This is a genomic window from Vibrio sp. S11_S32, assembly GCF_014694465.1.
GTDB lineage: Bacteria > Pseudomonadota > Gammaproteobacteria > Enterobacterales > Vibrionaceae > Vibrio > Vibrio algicola.
Map to the genome: position 1 here is coordinate 1 of NZ_JAAUWS010000038.1, position 22,003 is coordinate 22,003.

Below are 22,003 nucleotides of genomic sequence, written 5' to 3' on the forward strand. Positions count from 1 at the left end.
AAGAAGATGTTGAAGAATATATCCGGTATTACAACCATGAAAGGTTGCATACTACGCTTGGTGATTTAACGCCAATCGACTATGAAAAATTACAAAGTCAGGTGTCCTATTGGGCTTGACCAGAATACTAAAAAGTTGTCTTTTGGTTTGGTCAACCATACTAAAATACCTGAAAATTAATGACACGAAAGCGATTGGGAGCCAATTACTTACCTGTAAATTAACCGTCAAGACAATAATATTTAAAGTGAGATGGATTTTATTTGATAAAAATCAACAGAAGTTAAGTTTATATTAACAGGGTGTGCTCTATTTTATTTTTTGTGAACTTTATCTTGTTTTTAAAATGATATTAAAATAAATTAAATAATAATTGTGAATGCATCATCCAGTATTTATTCTATGATGAATGGGTGGTTAATATTAACTTAAAACAATATGTTTCTTTAAATGTTTATGATGAAATATTGAGCTTCGAACGTTCTTCTCTTGGAGTTAATTGGTAATAGGTTTTATAGGCAGAAGAGAAATGCGGACCGCTAGAAAAGCCACATTTTAATCCAATTTGAACAATAGAGGTTGAAGTGGTTTGCAGTAAATGCTTAGCGTGTTTTAGACGAACTTGCATGTAATGACGCGCCGGCATGCTATCGAGATGGCGTTTAAATAATCGCTCTAACTGACGACGAGAAATATACACTTGGTTGGCAATATCATCGGTGGTTAATGGTGTTTCGATATGACTTTCCATTAACGCTATTGCTGCACTGAGTTTTGCATCAATAGTGGAGGTCATAAGAGGCGTGCGCTGCTTTTCTTCGCCATTTCGCAAGCCTTTCATACACAGTAATTCGGTTAATTGTTGGATCAACTCATCTTCTTCGAACGGTTGTAAATAGTGTAATACGCAATCGAGTAGCGCGGTTTGCCCAGCGCAACTGCTAAGGTGTGGGCCGAATTGAAATAATTGATCCGTTAATGCCGCGTTTGGATATTTTTCTTTTAGATCATCGAGTAATGACCAATGGGCCACCAAGGTTTGGGCGCTGATAGGCGGCTGATCATGGTCTGGCTGCTTGTTGGTGAATTTACCATTTGCTTCAATGCCGCTATCAAATATCCAATACAACCCCGCATGGACACTGAGTATTGGGGTGTTATGTTGATAATAATATTGCAGTGTATGTTTAACCGAAAAAGAGATGGGTTGCTGGGGGGCTTGTTCTGCTAACACGATCAATAAATCAAACTCTTGTAGAGTCGTTAAAACAGAATGATCTAACAGCGTGAGTTGATATTTATCTTGCTCTAATAATTGATTTGCCAAGATAAAAGGTTCGCGCAATAAGCCTTCGCTCAAGGGGGAGCAACCTTGAGGGGTAAACACGCCGATATTTACGCTTGGTAAAATCATTATGCGCAACTTCGGATCATTGCTTGGGACATATAAACGGCTTCCTTGCGTTAATTATGTTGTTTTTTATCGTTGTGAGTGAGCTTTATTAATCCAATGCGCTTGTAATCTATCGAGACTTAGTTTTAAGGTGCTCTTAATCAAGAGAACCTTTAATCAATAGATTACTAATTTGACTAAAAGGCATGGGTTTGTATAAAAAGTAGCCTTGTAATAAGGACACATTTTGCGATGTTAAATACTCCATTTGTTCTTGAGTCTCAACCCCTTCAGCTACGATTTTAACGTTCAGCTGGTGGGCAAGATTGATAATACTGTTCAGTACCGGCGCATTAACCGATTCCACCCCAATGGTATTGATAAAGCAACGATCAATTTTTAAATAATCAAACTTAATATCTTGCAGTATAGACAATGAGGTATAACCGGTACCAAAGTCATCGATAAATACTTCAATTCCTAATGCGCGAATATCATTTAAAATCGCTCGACCTTGTTGATTGAGTAGTTGTCGTTCGGTGATTTCGATGCCGAGTGTGAGATTGTGAGCTTGGTATTGTTTTACCCAACGGCTTAGCTTACTCATGCAGTCGGAGGTAAGTAAATACGATGGTGGAACATTAATACCAATATGCATAGGTTGGCTGAGGTTCGAATCTTTCCACTCTAATAAGGCTTTATCAAACACAAAATCTGTGATGATATTGATGAAATTATGCTGCTCTGCTAATGGAATAAAAATATCAGGCGGAATATTGCCGTATGCAGGTTTTTTCCACCGAATCAGCGCCTCTACTCCTGATAACTGCTTATTGTCTGATGCAATAAGGGGTTGATAATGCAAATAAAGCTCATTATTTTTCATCCCTCTTTTAAGATCTTCAATTAATGAACCTCGATTATTAAACCAATGTTGGATCAGAAAGATAATTAAAGAAATCAATAATGAAACCGGAATAATGCTGATGTAGTAAATGGCAAAAATGTCGTGTTTGAATGTGTCACTAGGCGCAATGGTCACCTTGATCGCCAAATAGTTGGAAGAAGCAGAAACCGCATAAGGTAAATCTTCGACATGATTGCCTTTCGGGTAGGTCACTTTGTTGACGGTGAGCTGTGAATTTTGGATACGGTCATCCGATTTGAGTCCAAGGCGAACATCAATATAACGCTGATCAACCACGGAGATCGCGGCGCGACGCGGATTATTCTTATCAGCATCAACCACAATCAGACTGCGAACGCGGCTGTTCTCATAAGGGAAATCGAATAAATATTCACCTGTTTGTAGGTTCTTATTAGGAAATAGTGAAGCAAAAGACTCGTATTCTTTATAGCCTCGCTTGGATGAGCAGACAATTTTGCCATTTTCAGATATCAACATCTCACGTAAAAAAGCTTTAAATAAAAGGTCTTTCTGAATCTGTTGGCAGTTTTGCGCACCGTAAAGGGCTTGTTTATTTTCATCTCTTAATTCATCCACCACTTCTTCAAGTTGAGGCACATACGATTGAGCTAAGGTATTGAGTTGGTGGTTAAGTTTGATATTGCTTAAATGAAAGCAAGCAAGCATGACGAAAGGCAATGGGATGAAAAGAATGATAAATGCTTTCTTGGTAAGCATTTTTTTAAAATTGGAAAAATTATTAGGCATGGAGTCTCATTTAATAATGGTGAGGCGCAATGATAATGACGAAACATATAGTAAATGATTAAAGAGTTGAAGAAAATAACAGATTTGAGACCAGGTTAACATATTGAAAGTTAATCCTTTTTAATAGTGTTTGCTAGGGTGGTTAACGTGATCAATACCTCACTTTCAATATGGAATTAGATGTAACTATTTGTGTAGTGTATACAAAATGTCTAAATCGTCACATTAAATAATACAATATCACTTTATCCTTAATCTCAAATATTCAATAAATAAATAGAGGTTACGGACGATGAAAAAACTCTTTTTAGGTCTAGCGGTTGCAAGCTTATTGGCAGGTTGTGCATCAACGGATGACTCTTCAAATATGCAATCTACGGCTGCCACGACTTCGATGGGAGCGGCAACAGTAACGGATGGCCAATTAACCAAATTTAGAGCCACCAGCGGTAAAAGTGATGCGTGGGTGAAACATGCAGATAAAAACAATGGTAAAGGCGATGTAGGCAGTTCAAAAGATACCGCGTTTGATGCTGAAGGTTCGGCTCGAATTCGCTTTATGGCAGCCGGAGATGATTTCTCTGCCACACCTGGTTTAAGCCAAGTGATCACCAATATTCAACCTAACACTGATTACACTTTATCGATGTATTACTACGATAAAAAAGGTGCTTACTCGCCAAGTGAATTAGAGTTAGGTGTGAAAAAAGTGAGTGGTGAATCGCTTGCAGGTTCAACCATTGAAAGCAAAGAAGTTCACGCCAAAGATTTAAACAACAGCCCTCGTGGTGAAGTGAAAACAGGTTTCCGTCAAACGACCCTTGATTTTTACTTTGGCAGCAATACTTCCGTCGAAATCTACGCTTTAATGCACATTATAGATGCAGATAAAATTGATAAAGATGGTGACATTGGTAAGCAAACAGAAGTTCGTATTGATGAATTCTCGCTAACTAAAAAGTAAACTAAGCGAAAAATGTAATTACAGTACGGTTTAGCGAAACATAAAATCCCTGCAAATGGCGAGCTTGATAGCCATTGTGGGGATTTTTTCTTTTCATCTTTCATCGTGGCAATGATCGTTTTATTATATCTTGAATTTCAGTTTTAAGTATTAAGCGGTAGTCTTTAGGAGGCATAAAATGTCAGACAATCAATTTGAGCAAGAATTTAGCGATGAAAAGTTTTGGGACAAGACCAAAACCTTGCTAAGGCCGCTGGCGAAAACGTATTAGGCACCGCGTTAAAATTGTATTATTCTGCGCAAGATCCAAGCACTCCTATTTGGGCCAAAAGTGCAATTTATGGCGCATTAGGTTATTTTATTTCACCCATTGATGCCATTCCAGATATCACGCCTTTTGTCGGGTATTCTGATGATCTCGGGGTTTTAGTTGCGGCAACCGCTGCAGTGGTCGCGTATATTAAGCAAGAACATAGCGATAAAGCTGAAAATAAACTGAAACAATGGTTTGGTGAGTGTGAGTCTAAAACAGAACCCAATCCGAATGACCATCAATGAGAAAACTATATTAACAATATCTCTCATAATATCTGATTTTTAACATTATTTTTTAGGTCTATCACATGAATAAAGCAAGCATCTCTGGCTCTATCGCCTCTTTTTTAGGTTTACTCGGTCTGATTTATTTTTTGGTGTCAGATGCAAAATTCCCACTAGAACAATGGCCAAATGAAGCGTTTCAAAGTTTGGTGTTTGTTATTGTTTTAAGCTTTCATGTCTCACCCTCGGTCGCTTATTTTGTTTCTGCTGTATTTGTTGTGAGCGTGTTGGTGGTGTGTTTTGCTATTGGGCATAAACTGGCTCGTTGTATATGGGAAGATAAAGCCGCCGAGTTATCTAAATAGGAAGTTGGTTCCGCCAATCATTAAACCTCATGAGAGATTGATACCGCGATGCGTTTAGATAAGTTTATTTGTAAAAGTACCAATCTCTCTCGCACCCAAGCGATAGAACAGATCCATAGCGGTTCTGTCAGCGTAAACAGTGTCATTATTCAAGATGAAGCCACACAGGTGCACCAAAATAACACCGTCACTTTAAATGGCGAGGCACTGCAAGCGCGTCCTTTTCGCTATATTCTATTACATAAACCTGCCAATACCATTTGTTCGAATGTCGATGAAGTGTATCCCTCTTTATTTCATTATCTTGATGTTGATAACGTTTCAGAATTGCATATCGCAGGCCGTTTGGATGCCGACACCACCGGCATGGTGCTGATCACCGATGACGGACGTTGGTCTTATAACATCACCACCCCAACCAATTTATGTGCCAAAGTGTACCGAGTTGGGTTATCGCGTCCGATTGCAGAGACTAGTGTTGAAAGGTTTAAACAAGGTATTCAATTGCAAGGGGAGGCGCAATTAACTCACCCAGCGCAATTGAGCATTATTACGCCTAATGAGGTATTACTTAGTATCACCCAAGGTAAATTTCATCAGGTGAAGCGAATGTTTGCTGCGGTGGGAAATCGAGTGGTATCACTGCATCGTGAAGCTATCGGCGGAGTGCATTTAGATGTTGATGTGGAACAATGGCGATATTTAAGTGAGTCAGAAGTTCAACAGTTAAGTCACTAATTTGGGTTAGAAACTGGCTCTTACTTGGTATTGGTTTTGCTGCTAAAGTTTTGTATTCTGGAAATCAACACGTCATGGAGAGAAAGACAATGAGCAAATGTGGACAATGCCGACAATTTACCCGCACCCCCGATAATCAAAAAGACTTATGTGGCGCGTGGGAACAACCTACCATCGCAACCCGCGCCGCTTGTGATTTCTTCATTCCTAAAAAAGCGCCACGAGAAACGCAAAGTCACACTGAAAAATAACAATACTGCATCTGTTTAATTGAAACTTGACTGCACGGCTTGGTAAGCCTTAAGGATATGCTCAACCTCGTGATTTTGGCCTTGTTGAATACGCTGATAATGAGTTAATGTTTTGTTTAAATAAGCACTCACCACTTCAGTTTGTTGTAGGGTTGTCGCATGCCAAATATCTTCTCCTACCGCGCTAATCTTATTGCTATTGCTATTGCTATTGCCTTGGTTCTTGTTTGATGAAACCAACAACACCTCATAAAAGCGTTTGTTTTCTTCGACTAATATTTCGCGTTGTAAACTGAAATCAAGCGAGATGAGGTGTTGGCGTAAAGCAAATTGATGATGAACCGGGCACAATAAAAAATCGAGTTCTAATTGTGGGTGTTTTTGACAAATCGATGAAATAAAACCCTTCATTAAATCGCCTCCCACACCGGCTATGATCACTAAATGCTTACCTTGATATTGCGCTAAAGGCAGTTTTGCGACATCCAAACAATGAGTTTGCCAAGTTGAAAGTGAATTAGCATAAAATCGTTGTAGCTTGTCGTCTAACTCGGCCATTAATTCAGGCACAATATCGACAAAATGAACATGCTCGGCCGCTTGTCTTGATAATAACGCCGCCCCTAAAAAACCGTGATCACAACAGCAATCCCATATATGGGTGTAATCATTGGTGACCATGTGTTCAATCTGTTTTAAACGTTTATTAAGCTTCAAGTCGGTTTCCTAAGTATGTGTCAAACTTTCCAATGAATTACGGCGATATATTTTGCAGCGCATGGTATTTTTAATAGAGATATAGGTATTATACGGGTAATTTAGTTTAACAATCATAAGGATTTGCCATGAATGTTGATAAAGCAAAAAAACGCATTGCCAAGCAGGTTAAAAAAGGGTTTAAAGGCTACCCACAAATCGCCATTGCCTATTTTGGCGACACACCAGAGTGTGCCACCGAAGTCGCGGTACAATTCACCTTAGAAGAGGGGGCACAAGTTCAAGAAGAGCGCTTTGCCAGCCCAACCGATGCACGAGAAAGTGAAGTGATCCAATCGGCATTAGTTAAAATCATCGAACGAGCGAATGCAAATTCTGTCATAGAAGTGGAAGGTGTGGCGCTGCGTGCTTAAATTGATAAACCGCTGAACGTTAACTTTAAATTATTGCAATAAAGTCTTCTGAAAAATAGAGTACGGAGTGAATGTGAAATATAAATCGTTATCTTTAATATTGACTGCCGTATCGATGTTTTCATTCAATGCTTATTCATGGGGCAGTTTACAATCTCAAAAGGTCGATGGCTTCAGTCGTTATTGTCATTATAGTGATGGCGGAGTAGAGACAGTAAAAAGCAGCGAGTTATGCCCAATAACCAATCAATCGACCTCGCAAAATAATGGATCTCCTACCATTAATATCAAAAACAACAACGGTGGTTTTGGTAGCTTATCCAGTCAAAAAATCAATGGCTTTAACCGCTACTGTAAATACACCGATGGCACCGTTCTCACCGTTGGTAGTACCGATTTATGCCCGATCACCAGCCAGTGATCGGCACCCACACTTAATCCATTATCCATAACAATCCTACCTTTTAATCTTCAATACGTTATCTTCATAGTACAAATAAAAACACCGTTCAATATCATGGTTTCTTGGTTTTCATTTTTAAATGATAAAAGCGAAGGTTTATCATTTTTAATATATAAAACTATCTTTTTCAATGGTTTAACTTCGGGTGTGTGTGTTTGAAAGCATATTTTAGTTTGAAAATGATAAATTTCCACCGTACCATTATGAATGGCGTTTTTAATTGTGTGAAGAACATGTATATTGCGTCCAGTGGTTGATTTTTGACCAGTGAGTTCTTGGGTGGCTTGATATTGTTCGAGTCCAAAAAATAAGCTATTTACAATAGTATTGGTATGCAGGAAATCTGTTGTATATATAGATTTTAAAACTCAATATTTTGAGTTACGAGAAGATAGGAACATAATATGAATAAACTATATAAAGTCACTTTAATTGCGCTAATGGGACTAGTTTTATCGGCGTGTAATGCAGAAGATACCGAAGATGCTATTCATGATCTAAAAAAGGCATCATCAGAAATCAATATTGCAAGAGATGCTGTTGCTGTATTAGGTGATGCAGGTGGTCAATATCAAGAGGATGTGGCTTTGTTGCAATACTCAACCTAGGTGGTCTTTTGATACAGTTAGGCGACTCGGTAGCTATTGGGCATTCCGAGGTGAGTGAAACGATTTAAAATGGAACAACCGATGAGCATTTCCTGCCGTTGATTGGTTAACTTTCTACTGTGTAATTGGTTGCCGATGATCTTCTTATAACGTTGCATGGCCGTTTCTGAAATATTCCTTTTTCCATATTGCCGTACCCTCTGCCAATCAATAATACCAAGAGGATGATGGTCGTCATCCGCTAACGTATTGCCCTTCGGCGGTATAACAATATCAGCATTTGGAAAATGGGCTTCTAATGTCTGGTACACTGCATTGGTATCATACATTTTGTCGGCACTTATCAGCTCAACATCCGTAACGATAGACTGACATAACGACTCGAAAACCTGATCATCCATTGTATTTTTGTCAGTCAATACGGCGCTTTGGATCAGGTGGTTACTATCAAGCAAAAAATGTGCTTTTCTCCAGCTACGCTTGGCATTAACCTTATGTTTTTCCTGGTGCTACTCGTCCTTACCAAACCTTTTCAGCCCTGTAGAATCAATGGCGATAGCGACAATGTTGGTATCGGGTTTATCGTTCTTTTTAAATCGTGGTATTGTAAAATCAAGCTGACTGAGTCGTTTTGACTGTAAGGTATAATCTGGACATTGAAGGTGCTTCATGCCCAACATATCTAGTAAATTTTCGATGAACCCCTGCGCTTGGCGCAGGGGTAATTTAAACACCATTCTCAGATAATGACAGGCTTCAATCGTACTGTCAGGATATTTTTCCGTCGAGCCCGTACCATCGTAGGTTCGCTCTTCATGCTGCCAAGTTTTGAGGATCTCATCGGACAACCAGACATCAATTCGTCCTCGGTTTTTGAGGGCCTGATTGTAGTCTGAATGATTGGTCAGCCGATAAGTATGCTTCTTAAAATGATGACGTTTAGAGTTGTTATGTTTGTAAGGCATTTATTAATAAGCTAACCTAAGTGAACGGTTAACGATGATAAATGATATTCATGAGAATAGGAAAAAACGAAGGTTATTTGAGCACTGCAACAAAGCCCCGAAGTATTAAAGGGGTACTTTAACCAATTGGAGTAGGTAGCACCTTCCTACCTTCAGGTAGGTGAGAGAAGCTGTAGCGGATAGCTAATCCTTATTGGCTACAGACTCTCAAACTATGGACTTTCTCGCTGTTATTGCAACATGAAGATTTCTTAAAGTGTTGCCCCAAAAAGCGCCGATACTGAACCCAGATAACACACAAAAAATAACGACAAAAGACGCAGATTTAACAATTTGGGGATCTACTGCAACAAAAACAGAAAAAACATAATGCGAAATGAAAGCAAAGAGTATCAGTAACAAAGAAATAGGTTGCCCCGGCAATATAACCATCATCGTATCAGGATTATATTTTGCTTGATTAATAAACCTCCTATTAACGAATAGGAGGCCTAATACGCCTAACGTAAAAGATCCGATAACGAGTGTTAAGGTCAAGCTAGTCAACGTTAGGGTTGTGATGATTTCATAAACACCCCATATGAAAAAAATCATGGGTATGATCAATAACCTCCTAACAGACACTTCTCTTGGTTTTAATGAAGTAATTCCACGACGTACTAAATAAGCCAAAAGAATCCATACCCAAACAGGTGTATTCTTAATTATTTCAATCAACATCCCTAGTCTCCTTACGAGCAAAATGCTCGACAATCCAATATCACATCGTATCTAACGAGGTAATAAGCTCCCTGATTTCGGCATTATTTAAAACAAGTGTATATTTTTTTGCTTCAATACAACCTAAAACCACAACTATTGCTCTAGTGCGTGTTTTGGGGTCACTCCACCAATTAAATAAGGTACTACGTCCAAAGCCACTCATTGCGACAACATCGCCAATTTTGATGTTTTTCTTTTTAGCAAACTCATTAAGTGTCATGCCAGAGTCCCTAATGTAGATTATAATTAAATAATAGTCCAAAATAAAGACTATTTTCAAGCGCCAACTTTCCAGTTTGGCTTAACATCCCTACTCCTTGGTGGTCGGTTATTCTGAGAATCTAGGTATTGATATTGACTCAAACGGGAATGCTGCCTTGTCTAAAAATAAGGCTGCTCATATTTATATAAAAATTGATGTAAATAGTGATAATGCAAATACCCGTCATGAAAAAACGGCACAATTTTTAGCAACACGTGTTGGTAATGAGATTCAGATAGTGCCATATATCTATGCAATTGCCATTACTGATGACATTACTACATTGTGGTCATCGGGTGATATTAAAAAGATGGATGATGAGTATATTAAAACTTATCCATTATAATGCTTAAAAACGCAAAGTTGTAAAATATTAGCCTCTCAGCACGAGAGGCTTTTTGATAAATTTCGGATGTGGATGGATCATTATTACAAGCTTTTTTCTAAATCATGATTATCTTGCTTCACACGACTCCCCAACAAAACCAGCACCATACTCACGGTGATGGCTAAATAAAAAATGCCGAGATCATTTTGGCTGCTGACATAGTTGCGGACTAAAAATCCACCACCGAAACCGGCGACACACATTTGAATCGAGCCAGATAAAGCGGAGACTGCGCCAACGCGATTAGGGTGAGGTTCTAATAGCATCGACATTGATAACGGAAAAGTCATGCCTTGAGCAATGGTTAAAATAGTAAATGCGGTAATTAAATGTCCAACCGAAAGCGGAGTGAGTAATAGCCATAAACCGGCGATTGCCATCACGGTAAATGCTAAACATAAAATCTGGCTAGGTTGAAAATAATGATTTAAGCGATTAACAGTAACACTGCCAATTAATAACCCCGCCGATGGGATGATCATTGCTTGTCCATATTGTGAGGCGGTCATGCCTAATTCATTTTGCAATAAAAAAGGCAATACCGACAACGACACCACCGCGCCTAAGTAGCTGATCCAATTGTAACTGGCACTGGTAAGAACTTGTTTATTGGTGATCAGTTCACGATAAGCGAGTAATACTTTTCTGACATTAAATCGACTTTTCGCGTAAGGCAAGGTTTCCGGCAATACCATCCACCCCAGAGCAACAATCGCGAGTAAGTAAATCAAAACCGCCATAAATACACTTTGCCAACCAAAGTGAAAGGCTACCCAGCCGCCAAATACTGGCGAAATAATCGGTAAAATAGATGCGGTGATCGACAAATAAGACAGCGCTTTGGTGAGGTTGAAGCCATCGTAACTGTCACGCAAGACGCTACGCCCCAACACAGAGGCACTCCCAGCGCCTAAGCCTTGTAATAACCGTCCCATTAATAGCGCATCAAAACTGTTGGCGAACAACACACAAATTAATGTGCCAATTAAATACACCCCTTGTCCGATCAAAAATACCGGACGACGGCCAATCGCATCCGATAATGGCCCATAGAACAGTTGCGATAATCCAAAAGCGAGTAAGAACATCGTCACAATAGATTGAACCTGCGCTTGGGATACCGCAAGATCTTGGCTGATCAGCGGTAAAGAAGGCAAGTAAATGCTCACCCCCACCTGACCTGTGGCAATGATCATCATCGCAAGTAAGAGGGGTGTTTTTTTAAAGGCGTTAACCGCACTGGTGGTGGTTTCTGTTTTCATGGATTTAGTGTACTTTGAAGAATAGCAATTGATAATAGCTTCAATAGGAAAGAGATTAAGTCCTTAAAGGAAAGAGTGGGGTGCGAATGGATTGGATAGAATCGGTAAGAACGTATATCAAAGTAGTAGAAGAGGGCAGCTTTAATCAGGCGGCAAGGCGATTAAATACCACCAGTTCGGCGGTGAGTAAGCGGATCCATTTTTTAGAACAACGCATTGGGGTGCAACTATTAAAGCGTACTACCCGTTCGTTGAGCCAAACCGAAGCCGGCGCGATGTTTTATCAACGCGGTAAAACTCAGTTAGAGCAATGGCAATCGCTGGTGGACGAAACTCGCTCGGTCAACCAAACTCCCACCGGATTATTAAGAGTGGGCACCACTTTGGCGTTAGGCTCTAAATTCTTTATGCGTTATGTTGATGATTTTTTGCGCCAGTATCCACACATTAAAGTGCAGCTTATTACCACCATGCCTGGGCAATTACCTGAACTCAGTTTTGATATTTTTATTGGTCGAGAAATTGAAAAATTAGATACGTTGAGTTTTCGTGCGGCGCCTTTAGTGGATTATCAATCGGGCTTTTATGCCGCGCCAAGCTATCTGAAAGAGCATGGAGAACCACAGACTATTGATGATTTAGAACATCACAATATGCTGGTGTGGGGCGAAAAAGTGACTCGAGAGGTCAGGTTAACCTCTCCTGCGAAGCGTACTCGCAAAGTGACATTAAGCGGTAATTTTTCCACCACCAACCCCGAGGCTTTATTTCACAGCGCCAAACGTGGCATGGGGATCATTTTATCCAATCAAGTGATGTTACAAGAAGAAATTCAGCGTGGTGAGTTGATGCGTATTTTGTCCGATGTGACTTCAGAACATACGCGGGTGTATGCGTATTACCCTAAATTGGATTATGCGCACACCCGAACTCAGTTATTTGTCGATTACTTTAAACAGCGTTTAGAAAGTGAAAAAGGGGTGGTTAAATTATAATGCTTACGCATGCAGTATGGTTTGCAACTCAGAGAGTGACGTCACGCTGTAATGCGGTTTGATACTCTCGACCGGCTCTGCGCCGTGATGGTTGAGCCAGCAGGTTTCAATACCAAAGTTAAGACCGCCTAAAATATCGGAATGTAAATTATCGCCTACTATTAATACGCGTGATTTCTCAGGGTTGCCAATGCGTTTAAATGCGTGCGCAAAAATGCCCTGATCGGGTTTAGCCACACCCACTTCTTCTGAAATAATCACATGCTTTATGTATTGGTCCATGCCGGTGCGTTGTAAGCGAATGGTTTGCAGTTCGGTAAAGCCATTGGTGATTATCCCAACTTGCGCTTTACCCACTAACGATGCCATTAATTCTTGTGCGCCGGGCAATAAGGTGCAGATGTCTGCCATTGCTTGTAAGAAGGAAGAATTAAGATCGGCAGTGGTGGTGCCCAGTTTTTGTGCCCAAGCGTTAAATCGAGTGTGCTTTAATTGTGCGGCGGTAATATCGCCATTTTGATAATCGATCCACAATGGTTTATTGACCTGTTGATAGGTTTCGAAATCTTGCGCGGTAAAATTGACACCTTTACGGGCAAACATTAATTGAATGCCTTTGAATGAGTCAAAGTGAAAAAGCGTTTCGTCGGCGTCAAATAAAATCCAATCGTACTTCATGGTTATCTCGATTTTGATTAAATGTATAATATCAATCGTAGTAACTATCTGATCATCTAATTACTTTGATCGGTATAAAAGGGAGTTTAACGGCTTGGTGTTTCTTGATGATGATCGATATTGCCGACTTCCAATAGCGGCGCCACATTTAAATGTTCAGCATTCATCATGGAAGAGATACGTTGTACCGATGATACCAATAAGGACTGTTCCCATTCTTCTAGATTTTGGAAGCGATCAATAAAGTGATCTTGCAGTGGCAGTGGGGCTTTTTCGAGTAAAATCGCGCCTTCTTCGGTCAGATAAGCGTGTACCTTACGTTTGTCTAGCTGGCTACGTTTACGCTCGACCAAGCCACGTTTTTCGATGCGATCGATAATGGTGGTGGCGGTGGCTTGACTCATATTGGTGTTATTAGATAACTGGCGAATCGTTACCTCACCACAATCACGAATTGAGCGCATTAAAAGCAACTGAGGACCGGTTAATCCGAGCTCTTTATTGAGTTTTCTGGAATGTAAATCGACGGCGCGAATGATCTGGCGGATAGCCACCAAAACTTCTTCATGTTTGTTCATCGGATGTCCTTCTATTTTAGGAGGAGGAAAGTACCTTATCTATGGTTATTCGCAAAGGAAAATGTACAAGCTTTGGTAAAAAACTTGAAGAGGGTATTAAATTTGAGAGCGTTGAAAAACTGCCAGCAATTACTGGCAGTCAATATGCTTATACTATTTGGCCGCCGCTTTTGCTTGTTCAATCCAAGCATTAAATTGCTTCTGGTGCGCTTTGATCCAACCGTTAGCATGGGCTTCGATATCAGCCGGTTTGTTTTGACCGTTTTGCATCATCAGGTTTTCGGCACTGACATCGTTAATGTTCAGTTTCATGATGGCAAACAGTTTTGCCGCTGCAGGGTTTTGTTCCGCAAAGGCTTTATTGGCAACAATGCGCATGCTGTTCATTTGGAAACCGTAGTTTTTACCATTTGGCAATGTGGTATCGATATCACCACGATCACCTGGTAGTGATGAGTGAGGCACTTCTAACCAAACGACATCTTTTCCTGGGACGAGCACACCACTTACCCAATATGGTGTCCATGTGTAATACAAGATCGACTCACCATTTTGATAACGCGCAATGGTATCGGCAATAATGGCGGCGTAGTTCCCTTGGTTGTTATCGATAGTGGCTTCTAAACCAAAATCTTTCATTTGGTGATTAACCACAGACTCACAACCCCAACCTGGATTACAACCGGTTAAGTCAGCTTTGCCGTTGTCGTTGGTATCAAACAATTTGGCCAGTTTTGGGTCTTTTAATTGAGCAATATTGGTGATGTTGTATTTATCAGCCGTTTTCTTATCAATTAAGTAACCTTGCGCAGCGCCTGTAATGTATTGACCTTGACGGTAATATTTGTCGTCACCACCGGCTTGAACATATTTGTCGCTGTGTAGTGGATCCCAGTTAACCGCCAAATATGTAGCATCGCCGTTAGCAATTGAGGTGTAACCAACGTTGTAATCCACTTCTTTGGTTGGTTCAACAGTGTAGCCGAGCGCTTCCATTGCTTTATTGACGATTAGGGTTTGGAAGGTTTCTTCAGCAACAGTGGATTGAATAGGCTGAACGGTCACGCCTTTACCCGGCAGATCGGCCGCTTGGGCTGTAAAGGCAACAGTTGAAGCTAAAATTGTGCTAGCAAGTAAGGTTTTCATCCGTGTGTTTTTCATTATATGTCCTTGTTTATTGGTGGCTTTATTTTGTGCCTGTATTGGTGGTATTTCTGTGTTACGAGTTAGCCGTGTTGTTTTTCTTAATCAATTTGTATATTAAAGATGCAGGGCCTGTTTCATACCAACGAGTCTTTTTATCACGTGCCGCAACCCCTATAGTTTGGGTTAAGCGATCCAGTAAGATGGCCAGTATCACGATGCCTAAACCACCGACAGCAGCAAGACCCATATCTAAACGACCAATACCACGTAATACCATTTGACCTAAACCGCCTACTGCAATCATTGAGGCAATCACCACCATTGAAAGCGACAGCATTAAGGTTTGGTTCACACCTGCCATAATGGTTGGAGTCGCCAGTGGTAATTGAATGCGATACAGCATCTGCTTTGGACTTGCGCCAAAAGAATGACCGGCTTCGATAAGCTCTTCTGGTACTTGTTGAATACCTAAAATCGTCAAACGGACAATCGGCGGTAGGGCGAAGATAATCGTCACCACCACGCCGGGAACGTTACCGATACCAAACAACATTACGATCGGCACTAAGTACACGAAAGCCGGTGTGGTTTGCATTGCATCGAGGATAGGACGAATAATTTTGCCGGCGGTTTCGTTTCGCGCCAGCCAAATTCCGAGTGGTAATCCTATCAACAGACAGAAAAAGACCGAGGTGAGCACTAATGCTAACGTGACCATTGCCTCTGACCATGCGCCAATTAAACCAATCACGGCTAAAGAAATTAGGGTCGATATACCCATTTTTCTGCCCGCGAGTTGCCATGCGATAAGCGTTAAAATGGCAATCATTAGGATCGATGGTGTCGACACTAAAGCGGTTTGAAATGAGGTTAAAATAAAATCAATGGGCACACGTATGGCTTGGAATACAGGGCGTCCGTGCATCACCATCCAATTTAGTGAGGTTTCAACCCAGTGATCAAATGGGATCACCGCATCTTTAAACGGGTGTGACCAATCAATACCTTGTTGGACATGTTCGGTTGGGGCGCTATTTAACCAAGAACTGGCGCTATCGGCAGAACTGGCGGTCGACCAAGGATCGGCGCTTGCTGCTGTCGTGCTACTGGTTGCCCATGGATCTGCCGCCGCCGCTTGGCTCACGGTTTCCGTTGCGATTGCTTCGGTTGTCATAATAATTACTCTCTATCTAATGTTTGCAGCAGACGGGTTTTAGTAATAACCCCATGATATTGACCTTTTTCATCCACCACTGGGACGGCATAAGGTACATCGGCTACTTGGCTGATAAGCTCGCTGACAGGGGTGTCGGCATCCAAAGACAAGGTATCGCTAAGCAATGCAGAGCTTAATGTGCGGCCTTCTTTTTTGGCGAGCGTGAGAGAATCTATGGAAACTATGCCAGCATAGACATTGGCTTTGTCGGTCACAATGCCGTAATCACGGTCATGATCCGATAAAATTTGTAGCGCAGCTGCTGGTCCATCGGTTTCGCCTTTTTTAAATACGGCTGCTGGTTTTTTACGCGCAATATCTTTGGCGCAATAGACCGATGCTACATTTACACCACTAAAGAATGATTCGACATAATCGTTGGCTGGATTTTGCAATATTTCATCCGGCGTACCGACTTGAACCACCACGCCATCTTGCATAATTGCAATTCGATCACCAATGCGCATGGCTTCATCTAAATCGTGCGAGATAAAAACAATGGTGCGACGATCGTCATTTTGAAGGCGAATTAATTCATCCTGCATTTCAGTTCTAATCAGTGGATCGAGAGCGGAGAAAGCTTCATCCATTAATAGAATATCTGGGTCGGTGGCTAATGCACGAGCAAGGCCCACACGTTGCTTCATCCCGCCAGATAATTCATCTGGGTAAGACTCACTTTGATTTTCAAGCCCGACTCGAGCTAAGGCTTTTTGCGCAGCTTCATTACGTTTATCCAACTCAACGCCTGATAATTCAAGGCCAAAGGCAGCGTTTTCAATGACGCTCATGTGTGGCATTAGGGCGAAGTTTTGGAAAACCATACTGATATTGTTACGGCGAACCGTACGCAATTCTTGCTCTGAAATAACCGCTATATCTTTGCCATTTAAATAAACATGGCCTCGAGTGGGTTCTATAAGGCGGTTTAATAATCGAACTAAGGTGGATTTTCCCGAGCCAGATAGCCCCATAATAACGAAAATTTCACCTTCATTAATTGAAAGGGAAACATCTTTAACCCCAACCGTTAAACCGGTTTGGTCAAAAATTTGGTCTTTATCCAGACCTTGTTCTAATAATTTAAATGCCTCATCAGGGGATTCTCCGAATACCTTGTAGAGATTTTTCACTTCTAATTTGGTTGTCATTTTTTATTGCATCCTTGACTAATTTTCACAAAACCGGAACGTCATGGCTTTGTGAATTGTTTAGTACCCTAACGAATTTTAGGGGTAATTGCAAAAATACAGGATAAATTAGGTGGTTAACTATCGAATACAATTCATTTGCCGGGTGAATGTCACTTTTAACAATTGACTTAAGTATCAATATTATATGTTCAATATAGGCAGGATTTTATGATCATTTTGTAGATGAAATAAAAAACGCACATCAATCAATGATGTGCGTTTAATTTAGCATTAGTGGTTATTTATTGTTCATTAATAACCGACTAAATAGAGACAGATTATAAATTACAAACTTTTGTCCAATCTGCATTGTTACCCGGCTCTGAAGATGTCCACCAATTCGCTTGGTAAACCACACCATCATTGATAACTTTATCGCCTTGATTTGCGTGGCTTGGATTTCCTGCCCAGTCCTTTTGAGGGAAGTCTGGGTAAGTCACTAAACCGGCATTATCACAAGTGCCATTATCGCCGCCGCCATTGTCGTCACCACCACCATTGTCGGCATCGGTAATGTCGGCTACAGGGTAGTTTGGATGTTCAAACTTAAAGCCATAATCCACACCGTTAATGTTGACGGTGTAGTTAGCTGGGCCTGAAATTGGTAGGTAGTACACCATATCCAATTCATATGCTTCGCCAGCAGGTAAGGCTTTCCAGGCGGGTAGAGTAAAGGCAACACGATGCATCACGCCGTCTAAACCACCAATATTATCGGCGCGAGTATGACCTGAGCTAATCACGGCTAAGCCACCACCGGATTGATCTTTGGCGTTATCTGGCGCTGAAGTTGGAATATCGAATTGGAATTCGGTTCCTCCAGGAATATCTTGACCTGTGTTGTTGGTAAAGGTGATTTTTGGATTGATTGGGTAGTTTTGGTCGCCTACTTTAAAGCCGCCAACACTGACTGCAATATCGACCACTTCTTCAGGCATGGCTGATGTTGCAACTTTATTACCGTAAGGCGCTGCGGATTTAAACTCTTCGTAGATAGTCTTAGTCAGAGTGTTACCCATGTGGTATTCACCGTTACCAGAATTACACGCTTGTTCAGTTTCATCGACTGTGGTGCGTTTTCCGTTGGCATCAAGTACATAACAGCTGTAATCGCCGGCTAATTCCCAGAACATCACTCCACCAATACCTTGGTCGATAACGTAATCGGCTTTAGTAATAATGGATTGCTTATCCTCAGTAGATAAGAAGACTTTTTTCTCTTCATTCCATAACCAAGGTGCAACGGCAACACTGTCATAGTAACGAGTGTAAGAGCCAGTTAATGCATCATCAGGATTGGTGTCAGGGTGCAAACCATACGCATCGGCGTAAGAGCCCCAAATACCTTTCTCCAAGTTTTTAGCATGCCACATAGGGTTAGAGCCGGCGCCCATTTCGTTGCCTTTTGGATCGGTATCATGCCACATGTTATCGATGCCAGTTGCGCCGTGACCACAGTTGTTTTTCTCGCCTTCACCAGTACCTGCATCACACTGAGTTTGATCTGGAAGTGCTGCGCGGCCCCATAAACCATGGTCTCCGCCGGTCACGCCTTGCCAACCACGAGTGTAATATGGCACACCAATGTTAATTCGACCGGCTGGCATAGAGCCGCGGAAGAAGTGGTAAGCCCAATCGGTATTCAAGTAACCCATACCACCATAAGCAGCGGTGCCATAAACATTCCACTGTGCAAGCTCAGAATCTTTACCCGTATCGTACAATGCCGCATTATGACCGACGTGCTCATTCCATGCGCCATGCAAGTCGTAAGACATAATGTTAACGTAATCAAGGTACTTAGTAACATCGAAGGTTTCCATGCCACGCAGTAAGTAGCCTGAAGATGGTGCGGCAATCGTTAACATGTAGTATTGATTGTCGGCAGCAGAGGCTTTATCTATCTTCTCACGTAGCACTTTCATCAGTTCTTGGTAAGAAGCCCAAAGATGCTCACGGCGAGGTTCCATAATATCTTTATCAAGAGGGTTACCCGCACCTGCCATTGAGGTTGGGTATTCGTAATCGATATCGATACCATCGAATTTATATTTACGGATAAGTTCGACCGCAGATTGGGCAAATTTTTCGATTGCAGCGTGGTTAATAGAACCATCTGCATTGGTGGTCATGGTGTAGAAACCGCCATCATCGATGCGAGAACCATCGTCAGCAAAGTGACCGCCGGTTTCAGCCCAACCACCAATTGAGATCAGGGTTTTGACATCGTAACGTTTTTTGTAGGTGGCTAATGCGCCGAAGTGACCTTTAAAGCCTAACTCAGGATCAACATCCACACCTGGCCAAGTTTTATTGACCGCGGCATTGTTAGGATCGTTTACATCACCAATGTTGACATTACCGTCAGAGCCAATGCTTACGAACGCATAGTTAATGTGAGACAGTTGCTCCCAAGGGATATCTTTAACCAAATAAGCAGCTTGCGGATCATCGCCAGAACGCCAACTAGTAAAGTAACCAATAACACGGCGAGGGTGATCTGCACCCATGATCTCACGACCATCTGCGTCATAAGCATCACAATAAGGAACATCAACACCTTCAGTTTGATACAAACCGTCTGGATGACAGGTTGAAGTGGTTGGTACATCGCTTAATACTTTTAAAGAGGCAGTTGAAGAGTTTGTGGTCACGCCTTCGTTATCGGTCGCTTTGGCAAATATCGCCAATGTTCCTGCTTTAGTGGTGGTGTAATCAAGAGTGTAAGGAGCAGAAGCAACGCTACCCACTAAAGATCCAGCAACATAGAAATCAACTTTATCAACTGTGCCATCGCTGTCTGCTGCATCGGCGGTTAATGTGACGACTGCGCCAATATCAACACTGTTTGCTGAAAGGGCAACAGATACGCTTGGAGCTTGATTGTCATCAGTTGGGGAGGCTTTAACATCAACCGTGACACTACTCTGAGTACTTTTCTCGCCTTCGTTATCATAAGCAATCGAACTAAAAGTATGCGAACCAGAAACCGCGGTCCAACTGGCACTATATGGCGCCTTGGTTGTTTGCGCGACGACTGCGCCATCAACTAAGAACTCAACACGCGCGACGCTGCCATCACTATCACTCGCAGTTGCCGTTAATGCGACAGTATCGCCTTCAGTGACATCGGCACTTGCTACTGGCGACGTGAGCTCAGCCGTAGGGGCAATATTGACCACCACATCACCAGAACAAGTATCGGTAAATGCCCAAGCGCCCCATTCGCCAGCATCTTTCGGGCTATTGCCTTGAGTCCAATATTTAGCGCTATACGCACTACCATCTTGTTGCACTTTTGCACCGCCATTGTAAACCGCACCAGAATCCCATTCTTGTAATGACCCACAATCGACCGCAGCGTAACTGCTGAATGCCATTAAACAACTCGCGGTTAATGCGCTGAGCTTAAAGGCACTCTTGCCAAATTTATTACGACTTCTTTCCATGATTTATTATCCTTAACTAGTTGTAAAAAAAAGTAAAATTATAAAAAGTAATCAATGTATATTTAAGATTAAACTTAATTTCCCTCACCAAACAAATTTAGAATAATTGATACAATACACACTGAAAATTTAGTAGAACTCAGTTCTGACTCGTAAAATATTTATGTAACGTGCAACAACTGACAGGAGTTTGCATGTGCAACCGATCTTTTACTTATCTTGACATTTTGCTAACAAAAGGTGGGGGTTGATCTATTTATTTAGGCGGTAATTGCCTTGGCTGGAGTAAAGAAATAGCGCCACTGCAATACAATTTGGCTTGAATGATTGAATCATGTATTGCTGGTTTATTGAGCGGTTGGCTTTGTGTTGAACTGTTTGCTCAAAAGGTAAGCATTTTTGCTGTTTCTGTCATCAACGTGTAACCAACTGTCGATAACTTCGTGATATGTGGCAAGTTACAATTTGTAATGATCTTTTTTGTTGTGAGTGAGAAATGTATAGAGTCATGATTTTTGTCGTTCATTAATGAGTTTAATTGGAAAATTAATGTGATGTAGATCAACATCTTGATTGTGGGGCACAGAGATAAACAGTCGTGAATATTCGACCTAAGCACGCTAAGTTGCTGACGAGTAACCGCGGGATGATAAAGCTGAGAAACTTGAACTTATGTCACAAATCTATACCCTCCGTCGGCTGAACTTAATTACCGATGATTTTATGCCACAATCGATACCCAAATAAGACAGGTAGCGTGAGGCGTCATTGAAAAATGCGGTATTGAAGTTAACGCAACCTGATTGAAATGGATGACAACAGGTATAAATACATCTCTGTGATTGCTGTTTATTCGTAAGCGTTCACCAGCACCCTATTGACAGGCGAATGTGACGATCATCACTTGATCTACAATTGCCTATTGAACGATCCTTTTTATGCTTCATTATCTTCACATGAGCAGAAAAAAAGAACCTAAATA

Annotated in this window: 24 protein-coding genes and 1 pseudogene; 11 read left to right on the top strand and 14 right to left on the bottom strand. The window is 41.3% G+C overall.

What is annotated here, in order from left to right:
• Positions 1-119 (top strand): IS3 family transposase (locus tag HC723_RS13375; protein WP_190338159.1); only part of this gene is annotated, 119 nt, incomplete at its 5' end.
• Between the two features lie 335 nt (positions 120-454).
• On the opposite strand, the gene HC723_RS13380 is transcribed toward HC723_RS13375, so the two are convergent.
• Both HC723_RS13380 and HC723_RS13385 read right to left on the bottom strand, forming a co-directional pair.
• Positions 455-1,414 (bottom strand): GlxA family transcriptional regulator, encoded by a 960-nt coding sequence (locus HC723_RS13380; RefSeq protein ID WP_190339452.1) that lies wholly within the window; start codon positions 1,412-1,414, stop codon positions 455-457.
• Between the two features lie 136 nt (positions 1,415-1,550).
• Positions 1,551-3,068 carry an EAL domain-containing protein gene (locus HC723_RS13385; RefSeq protein WP_190339442.1) on the bottom strand — a complete coding sequence of 506 codons (1,518 nt, stop codon included), beginning with the start codon at positions 3,066-3,068 and terminating at the stop codon, positions 1,551-1,553.
• 292 nt (positions 3,069-3,360) lie between these two features.
• On the opposite strand from HC723_RS13385, the gene HC723_RS13390 reads away from it, so the two are divergent.
• From HC723_RS13390 to HC723_RS13410, 5 genes are all read left to right on the top strand, one after another.
• A complete protein-coding gene (locus HC723_RS13390) occupies positions 3,361-4,032 on the top strand; it encodes a hypothetical protein (protein ID WP_190339443.1) in 672 nt (223 codons plus the stop codon).
• Positions 4,033-4,254: 222 nt separating this feature from the next.
• On the top strand, positions 4,255-4,590 hold the full coding sequence (locus tag HC723_RS13395) for a YkvA family protein (protein ID WP_342365739.1): 336 nt from the start codon (positions 4,255-4,257) through the stop codon (positions 4,588-4,590).
• 65 nt (positions 4,591-4,655) lie between these two features.
• Positions 4,656-4,937 carry a hypothetical protein gene (locus HC723_RS13400; RefSeq protein ID WP_153448370.1) on the top strand — a complete coding sequence of 94 codons (282 nt, stop codon included), beginning with the start codon at positions 4,656-4,658 and terminating at the stop codon, positions 4,935-4,937.
• A 48-nt stretch (positions 4,938-4,985) separates the two neighbouring features.
• Positions 4,986-5,675 (top strand): pseudouridine synthase, encoded by a 690-nt coding sequence (locus tag HC723_RS13405; RefSeq protein WP_153448371.1) that lies wholly within the window; start codon positions 4,986-4,988, stop codon positions 5,673-5,675.
• Positions 5,676-5,764: 89 nt separating this feature from the next.
• Entirely contained in the window at positions 5,765-5,926 is a 162-nt protein-coding gene (locus HC723_RS13410) for a hypothetical protein (RefSeq protein ID WP_190339444.1), read from the top strand.
• A 15-nt stretch (positions 5,927-5,941) separates the two neighbouring features.
• Here HC723_RS13410 and HC723_RS13415 read toward each other — a convergent pair whose 3' ends face one another.
• Positions 5,942-6,643, bottom strand: a complete 702-nt coding sequence (locus HC723_RS13415) for a tRNA (adenine(22)-N(1))-methyltransferase (RefSeq protein WP_190339445.1) — start codon at positions 6,641-6,643, stop codon at positions 5,942-5,944.
• Positions 6,644-6,771: 128 nt separating this feature from the next.
• On the opposite strand from HC723_RS13415, the gene HC723_RS13420 reads away from it, so the two are divergent.
• From HC723_RS13420 to HC723_RS13430, 3 genes are all read left to right on the top strand, one after another.
• Complete coding sequence (locus tag HC723_RS13420; RefSeq protein ID WP_153448372.1) at positions 6,772-7,056, top strand: hypothetical protein; 285 nt, start codon at positions 6,772-6,774, stop codon at positions 7,054-7,056.
• Positions 7,057-7,129: 73 nt separating this feature from the next.
• Positions 7,130-7,477: a hypothetical protein gene (locus tag HC723_RS13425; RefSeq protein WP_153448373.1), complete on the top strand. Its 348-nt coding sequence runs from the start codon at positions 7,130-7,132 to the stop codon at positions 7,475-7,477.
• A gap of 446 nt (positions 7,478-7,923) precedes the next feature.
• Positions 7,924-8,127 (top strand): hypothetical protein, encoded by a 204-nt coding sequence (locus tag HC723_RS13430; RefSeq protein WP_190339446.1) that lies wholly within the window; start codon positions 7,924-7,926, stop codon positions 8,125-8,127.
• 17 nt (positions 8,128-8,144) lie between these two features.
• Here HC723_RS13430 and HC723_RS17490 read toward each other — a convergent pair.
• The 4 genes and pseudogenes from HC723_RS17490 to HC723_RS13445 all read right to left on the bottom strand — a co-directional run.
• Positions 8,145-8,618: pseudogene (locus HC723_RS17490) on the bottom strand (transposase); the annotation flags it as partial.
• 18 nt (positions 8,619-8,636) lie between these two features.
• Positions 8,637-9,092 (bottom strand): transposase, encoded by a 456-nt coding sequence (locus HC723_RS17495; protein ID WP_238925496.1) that lies wholly within the window; start codon positions 9,090-9,092, stop codon positions 8,637-8,639.
• 207 nt (positions 9,093-9,299) lie between these two features.
• On the bottom strand, positions 9,300-9,812 hold the full coding sequence (locus tag HC723_RS13440) for a DUF6622 family protein (protein WP_153448376.1): 513 nt from the start codon (positions 9,810-9,812) through the stop codon (positions 9,300-9,302).
• A gap of 40 nt (positions 9,813-9,852) precedes the next feature.
• Positions 9,853-10,074 (bottom strand): hypothetical protein, encoded by a 222-nt coding sequence (locus tag HC723_RS13445; RefSeq protein WP_153448377.1) that lies wholly within the window; start codon positions 10,072-10,074, stop codon positions 9,853-9,855.
• Positions 10,075-10,231: 157 nt separating this feature from the next.
• On the opposite strand from HC723_RS13445, the gene HC723_RS13450 reads away from it, so the two are divergent.
• Positions 10,232-10,462, top strand: coding sequence for a hypothetical protein (locus tag HC723_RS13450; protein WP_190339447.1), 231 nt, complete (start codon positions 10,232-10,234; stop codon positions 10,460-10,462).
• A gap of 83 nt (positions 10,463-10,545) precedes the next feature.
• Here HC723_RS13450 and HC723_RS13455 read toward each other — a convergent pair whose 3' ends face one another.
• Positions 10,546-11,799, bottom strand: a complete 1,254-nt coding sequence (locus HC723_RS13455; RefSeq protein ID WP_225874357.1) for a multidrug effflux MFS transporter — start codon at positions 11,797-11,799, stop codon at positions 10,546-10,548.
• Between the two features lie 53 nt (positions 11,800-11,852).
• Here HC723_RS13455 and HC723_RS13460 point away from each other — a divergent pair, with 53 nt between their 5' ends.
• Positions 11,853-12,761: a LysR family transcriptional regulator gene (locus HC723_RS13460; protein ID WP_153448380.1), complete on the top strand. Its 909-nt coding sequence runs from the start codon at positions 11,853-11,855 to the stop codon at positions 12,759-12,761.
• Positions 12,762-12,764: 3 nt separating this feature from the next.
• Here the strand turns inward: HC723_RS13460 and yjjG are convergent, their stop codons facing one another.
• From yjjG to HC723_RS13490, 6 genes are all read right to left on the bottom strand, one after another.
• Positions 12,765-13,439, bottom strand: a complete 675-nt coding sequence (gene yjjG / locus HC723_RS13465) for a pyrimidine 5'-nucleotidase (protein WP_190339448.1) — start codon at positions 13,437-13,439, stop codon at positions 12,765-12,767.
• A gap of 86 nt (positions 13,440-13,525) precedes the next feature.
• A complete protein-coding gene (locus tag HC723_RS13470; protein ID WP_153448382.1) occupies positions 13,526-14,017 on the bottom strand; it encodes a MarR family winged helix-turn-helix transcriptional regulator in 492 nt (163 codons plus the stop codon).
• 153 nt (positions 14,018-14,170) lie between these two features.
• Positions 14,171-15,178, bottom strand: coding sequence for a glycine betaine/L-proline ABC transporter substrate-binding protein ProX (gene proX / locus HC723_RS13475; protein WP_190339449.1), 1,008 nt, complete (start codon positions 15,176-15,178; stop codon positions 14,171-14,173).
• A 58-nt stretch (positions 15,179-15,236) separates the two neighbouring features.
• On the bottom strand, positions 15,237-16,337 hold the full coding sequence (gene proW, locus HC723_RS13480; protein ID WP_190339450.1) for a glycine betaine/L-proline ABC transporter permease ProW: 1,101 nt from the start codon (positions 16,335-16,337) through the stop codon (positions 15,237-15,239).
• 5 nt (positions 16,338-16,342) lie between these two features.
• A complete protein-coding gene (gene proV, locus HC723_RS13485) occupies positions 16,343-17,530 on the bottom strand; it encodes a glycine betaine/L-proline ABC transporter ATP-binding protein ProV (RefSeq protein ID WP_153448385.1) in 1,188 nt (395 codons plus the stop codon).
• Between the two features lie 320 nt (positions 17,531-17,850).
• Complete coding sequence (locus HC723_RS13490; RefSeq protein ID WP_190339451.1) at positions 17,851-21,021, bottom strand: chitinase C-terminal domain-containing protein; 3,171 nt, start codon at positions 21,019-21,021, stop codon at positions 17,851-17,853.
• Between the last annotated feature and the right edge of the window lie 982 nt (positions 21,022-22,003).

Excerpts from the sequence above, each read along its gene's own strand:
- HC723_RS17495 (WP_238925496.1), bottom strand. The coding sequence starts at position 9,092 with ATGCCTTACAAACATAACAACTCTAAACGTCATCATTTTAAGAAGCAT.
- HC723_RS13410 (WP_190339444.1), top strand. The coding sequence starts at position 5,765 with ATGAGCAAATGTGGACAATGCCGACAATTTACCCGCACCCCCGATAAT.
- HC723_RS13400 (WP_153448370.1), top strand. The coding sequence starts at position 4,656 with ATGAATAAAGCAAGCATCTCTGGCTCTATCGCCTCTTTTTTAGGTTTA.
- HC723_RS13490 (WP_190339451.1), bottom strand. The coding sequence starts at position 21,021 with ATGGAAAGAAGTCGTAATAAATTTGGCAAGAGTGCCTTTAAGCTCAGC.
- HC723_RS13380 (WP_190339452.1), bottom strand. The coding sequence starts at position 1,414 with ATGATTTTACCAAGCGTAAATATCGGCGTGTTTACCCCTCAAGGTTGC.
- HC723_RS13440 (WP_153448376.1), bottom strand. The coding sequence starts at position 9,812 with ATGTTGATTGAAATAATTAAGAATACACCTGTTTGGGTATGGATTCTT.
- HC723_RS13470 (WP_153448382.1), bottom strand. The coding sequence starts at position 14,017 with ATGAACAAACATGAAGAAGTTTTGGTGGCTATCCGCCAGATCATTCGC.
- HC723_RS13405 (WP_153448371.1), top strand. The coding sequence starts at position 4,986 with ATGCGTTTAGATAAGTTTATTTGTAAAAGTACCAATCTCTCTCGCACC.
- HC723_RS13460 (WP_153448380.1), top strand. The coding sequence starts at position 11,853 with ATGGATTGGATAGAATCGGTAAGAACGTATATCAAAGTAGTAGAAGAG.
- proV (WP_153448385.1), bottom strand. The coding sequence starts at position 17,530 with ATGACAACCAAATTAGAAGTGAAAAATCTCTACAAGGTATTCGGAGAA.
- proX (WP_190339449.1), bottom strand. The coding sequence starts at position 15,178 with ATGAAAAACACACGGATGAAAACCTTACTTGCTAGCACAATTTTAGCT.
- proW (WP_190339450.1), bottom strand. The coding sequence starts at position 16,337 with ATGACAACCGAAGCAATCGCAACGGAAACCGTGAGCCAAGCGGCGGCG.
- HC723_RS13445 (WP_153448377.1), bottom strand. The coding sequence starts at position 10,074 with ATGACACTTAATGAGTTTGCTAAAAAGAAAAACATCAAAATTGGCGAT.
- HC723_RS13430 (WP_190339446.1), top strand. The coding sequence starts at position 7,924 with ATGAATAAACTATATAAAGTCACTTTAATTGCGCTAATGGGACTAGTT.
- yjjG (WP_190339448.1), bottom strand. The coding sequence starts at position 13,439 with ATGAAGTACGATTGGATTTTATTTGACGCCGACGAAACGCTTTTTCAC.
- HC723_RS13390 (WP_190339443.1), top strand. The coding sequence starts at position 3,361 with ATGAAAAAACTCTTTTTAGGTCTAGCGGTTGCAAGCTTATTGGCAGGT.
- HC723_RS13420 (WP_153448372.1), top strand. The coding sequence starts at position 6,772 with ATGAATGTTGATAAAGCAAAAAAACGCATTGCCAAGCAGGTTAAAAAA.
- HC723_RS13385 (WP_190339442.1), bottom strand. The coding sequence starts at position 3,068 with ATGCCTAATAATTTTTCCAATTTTAAAAAAATGCTTACCAAGAAAGCA.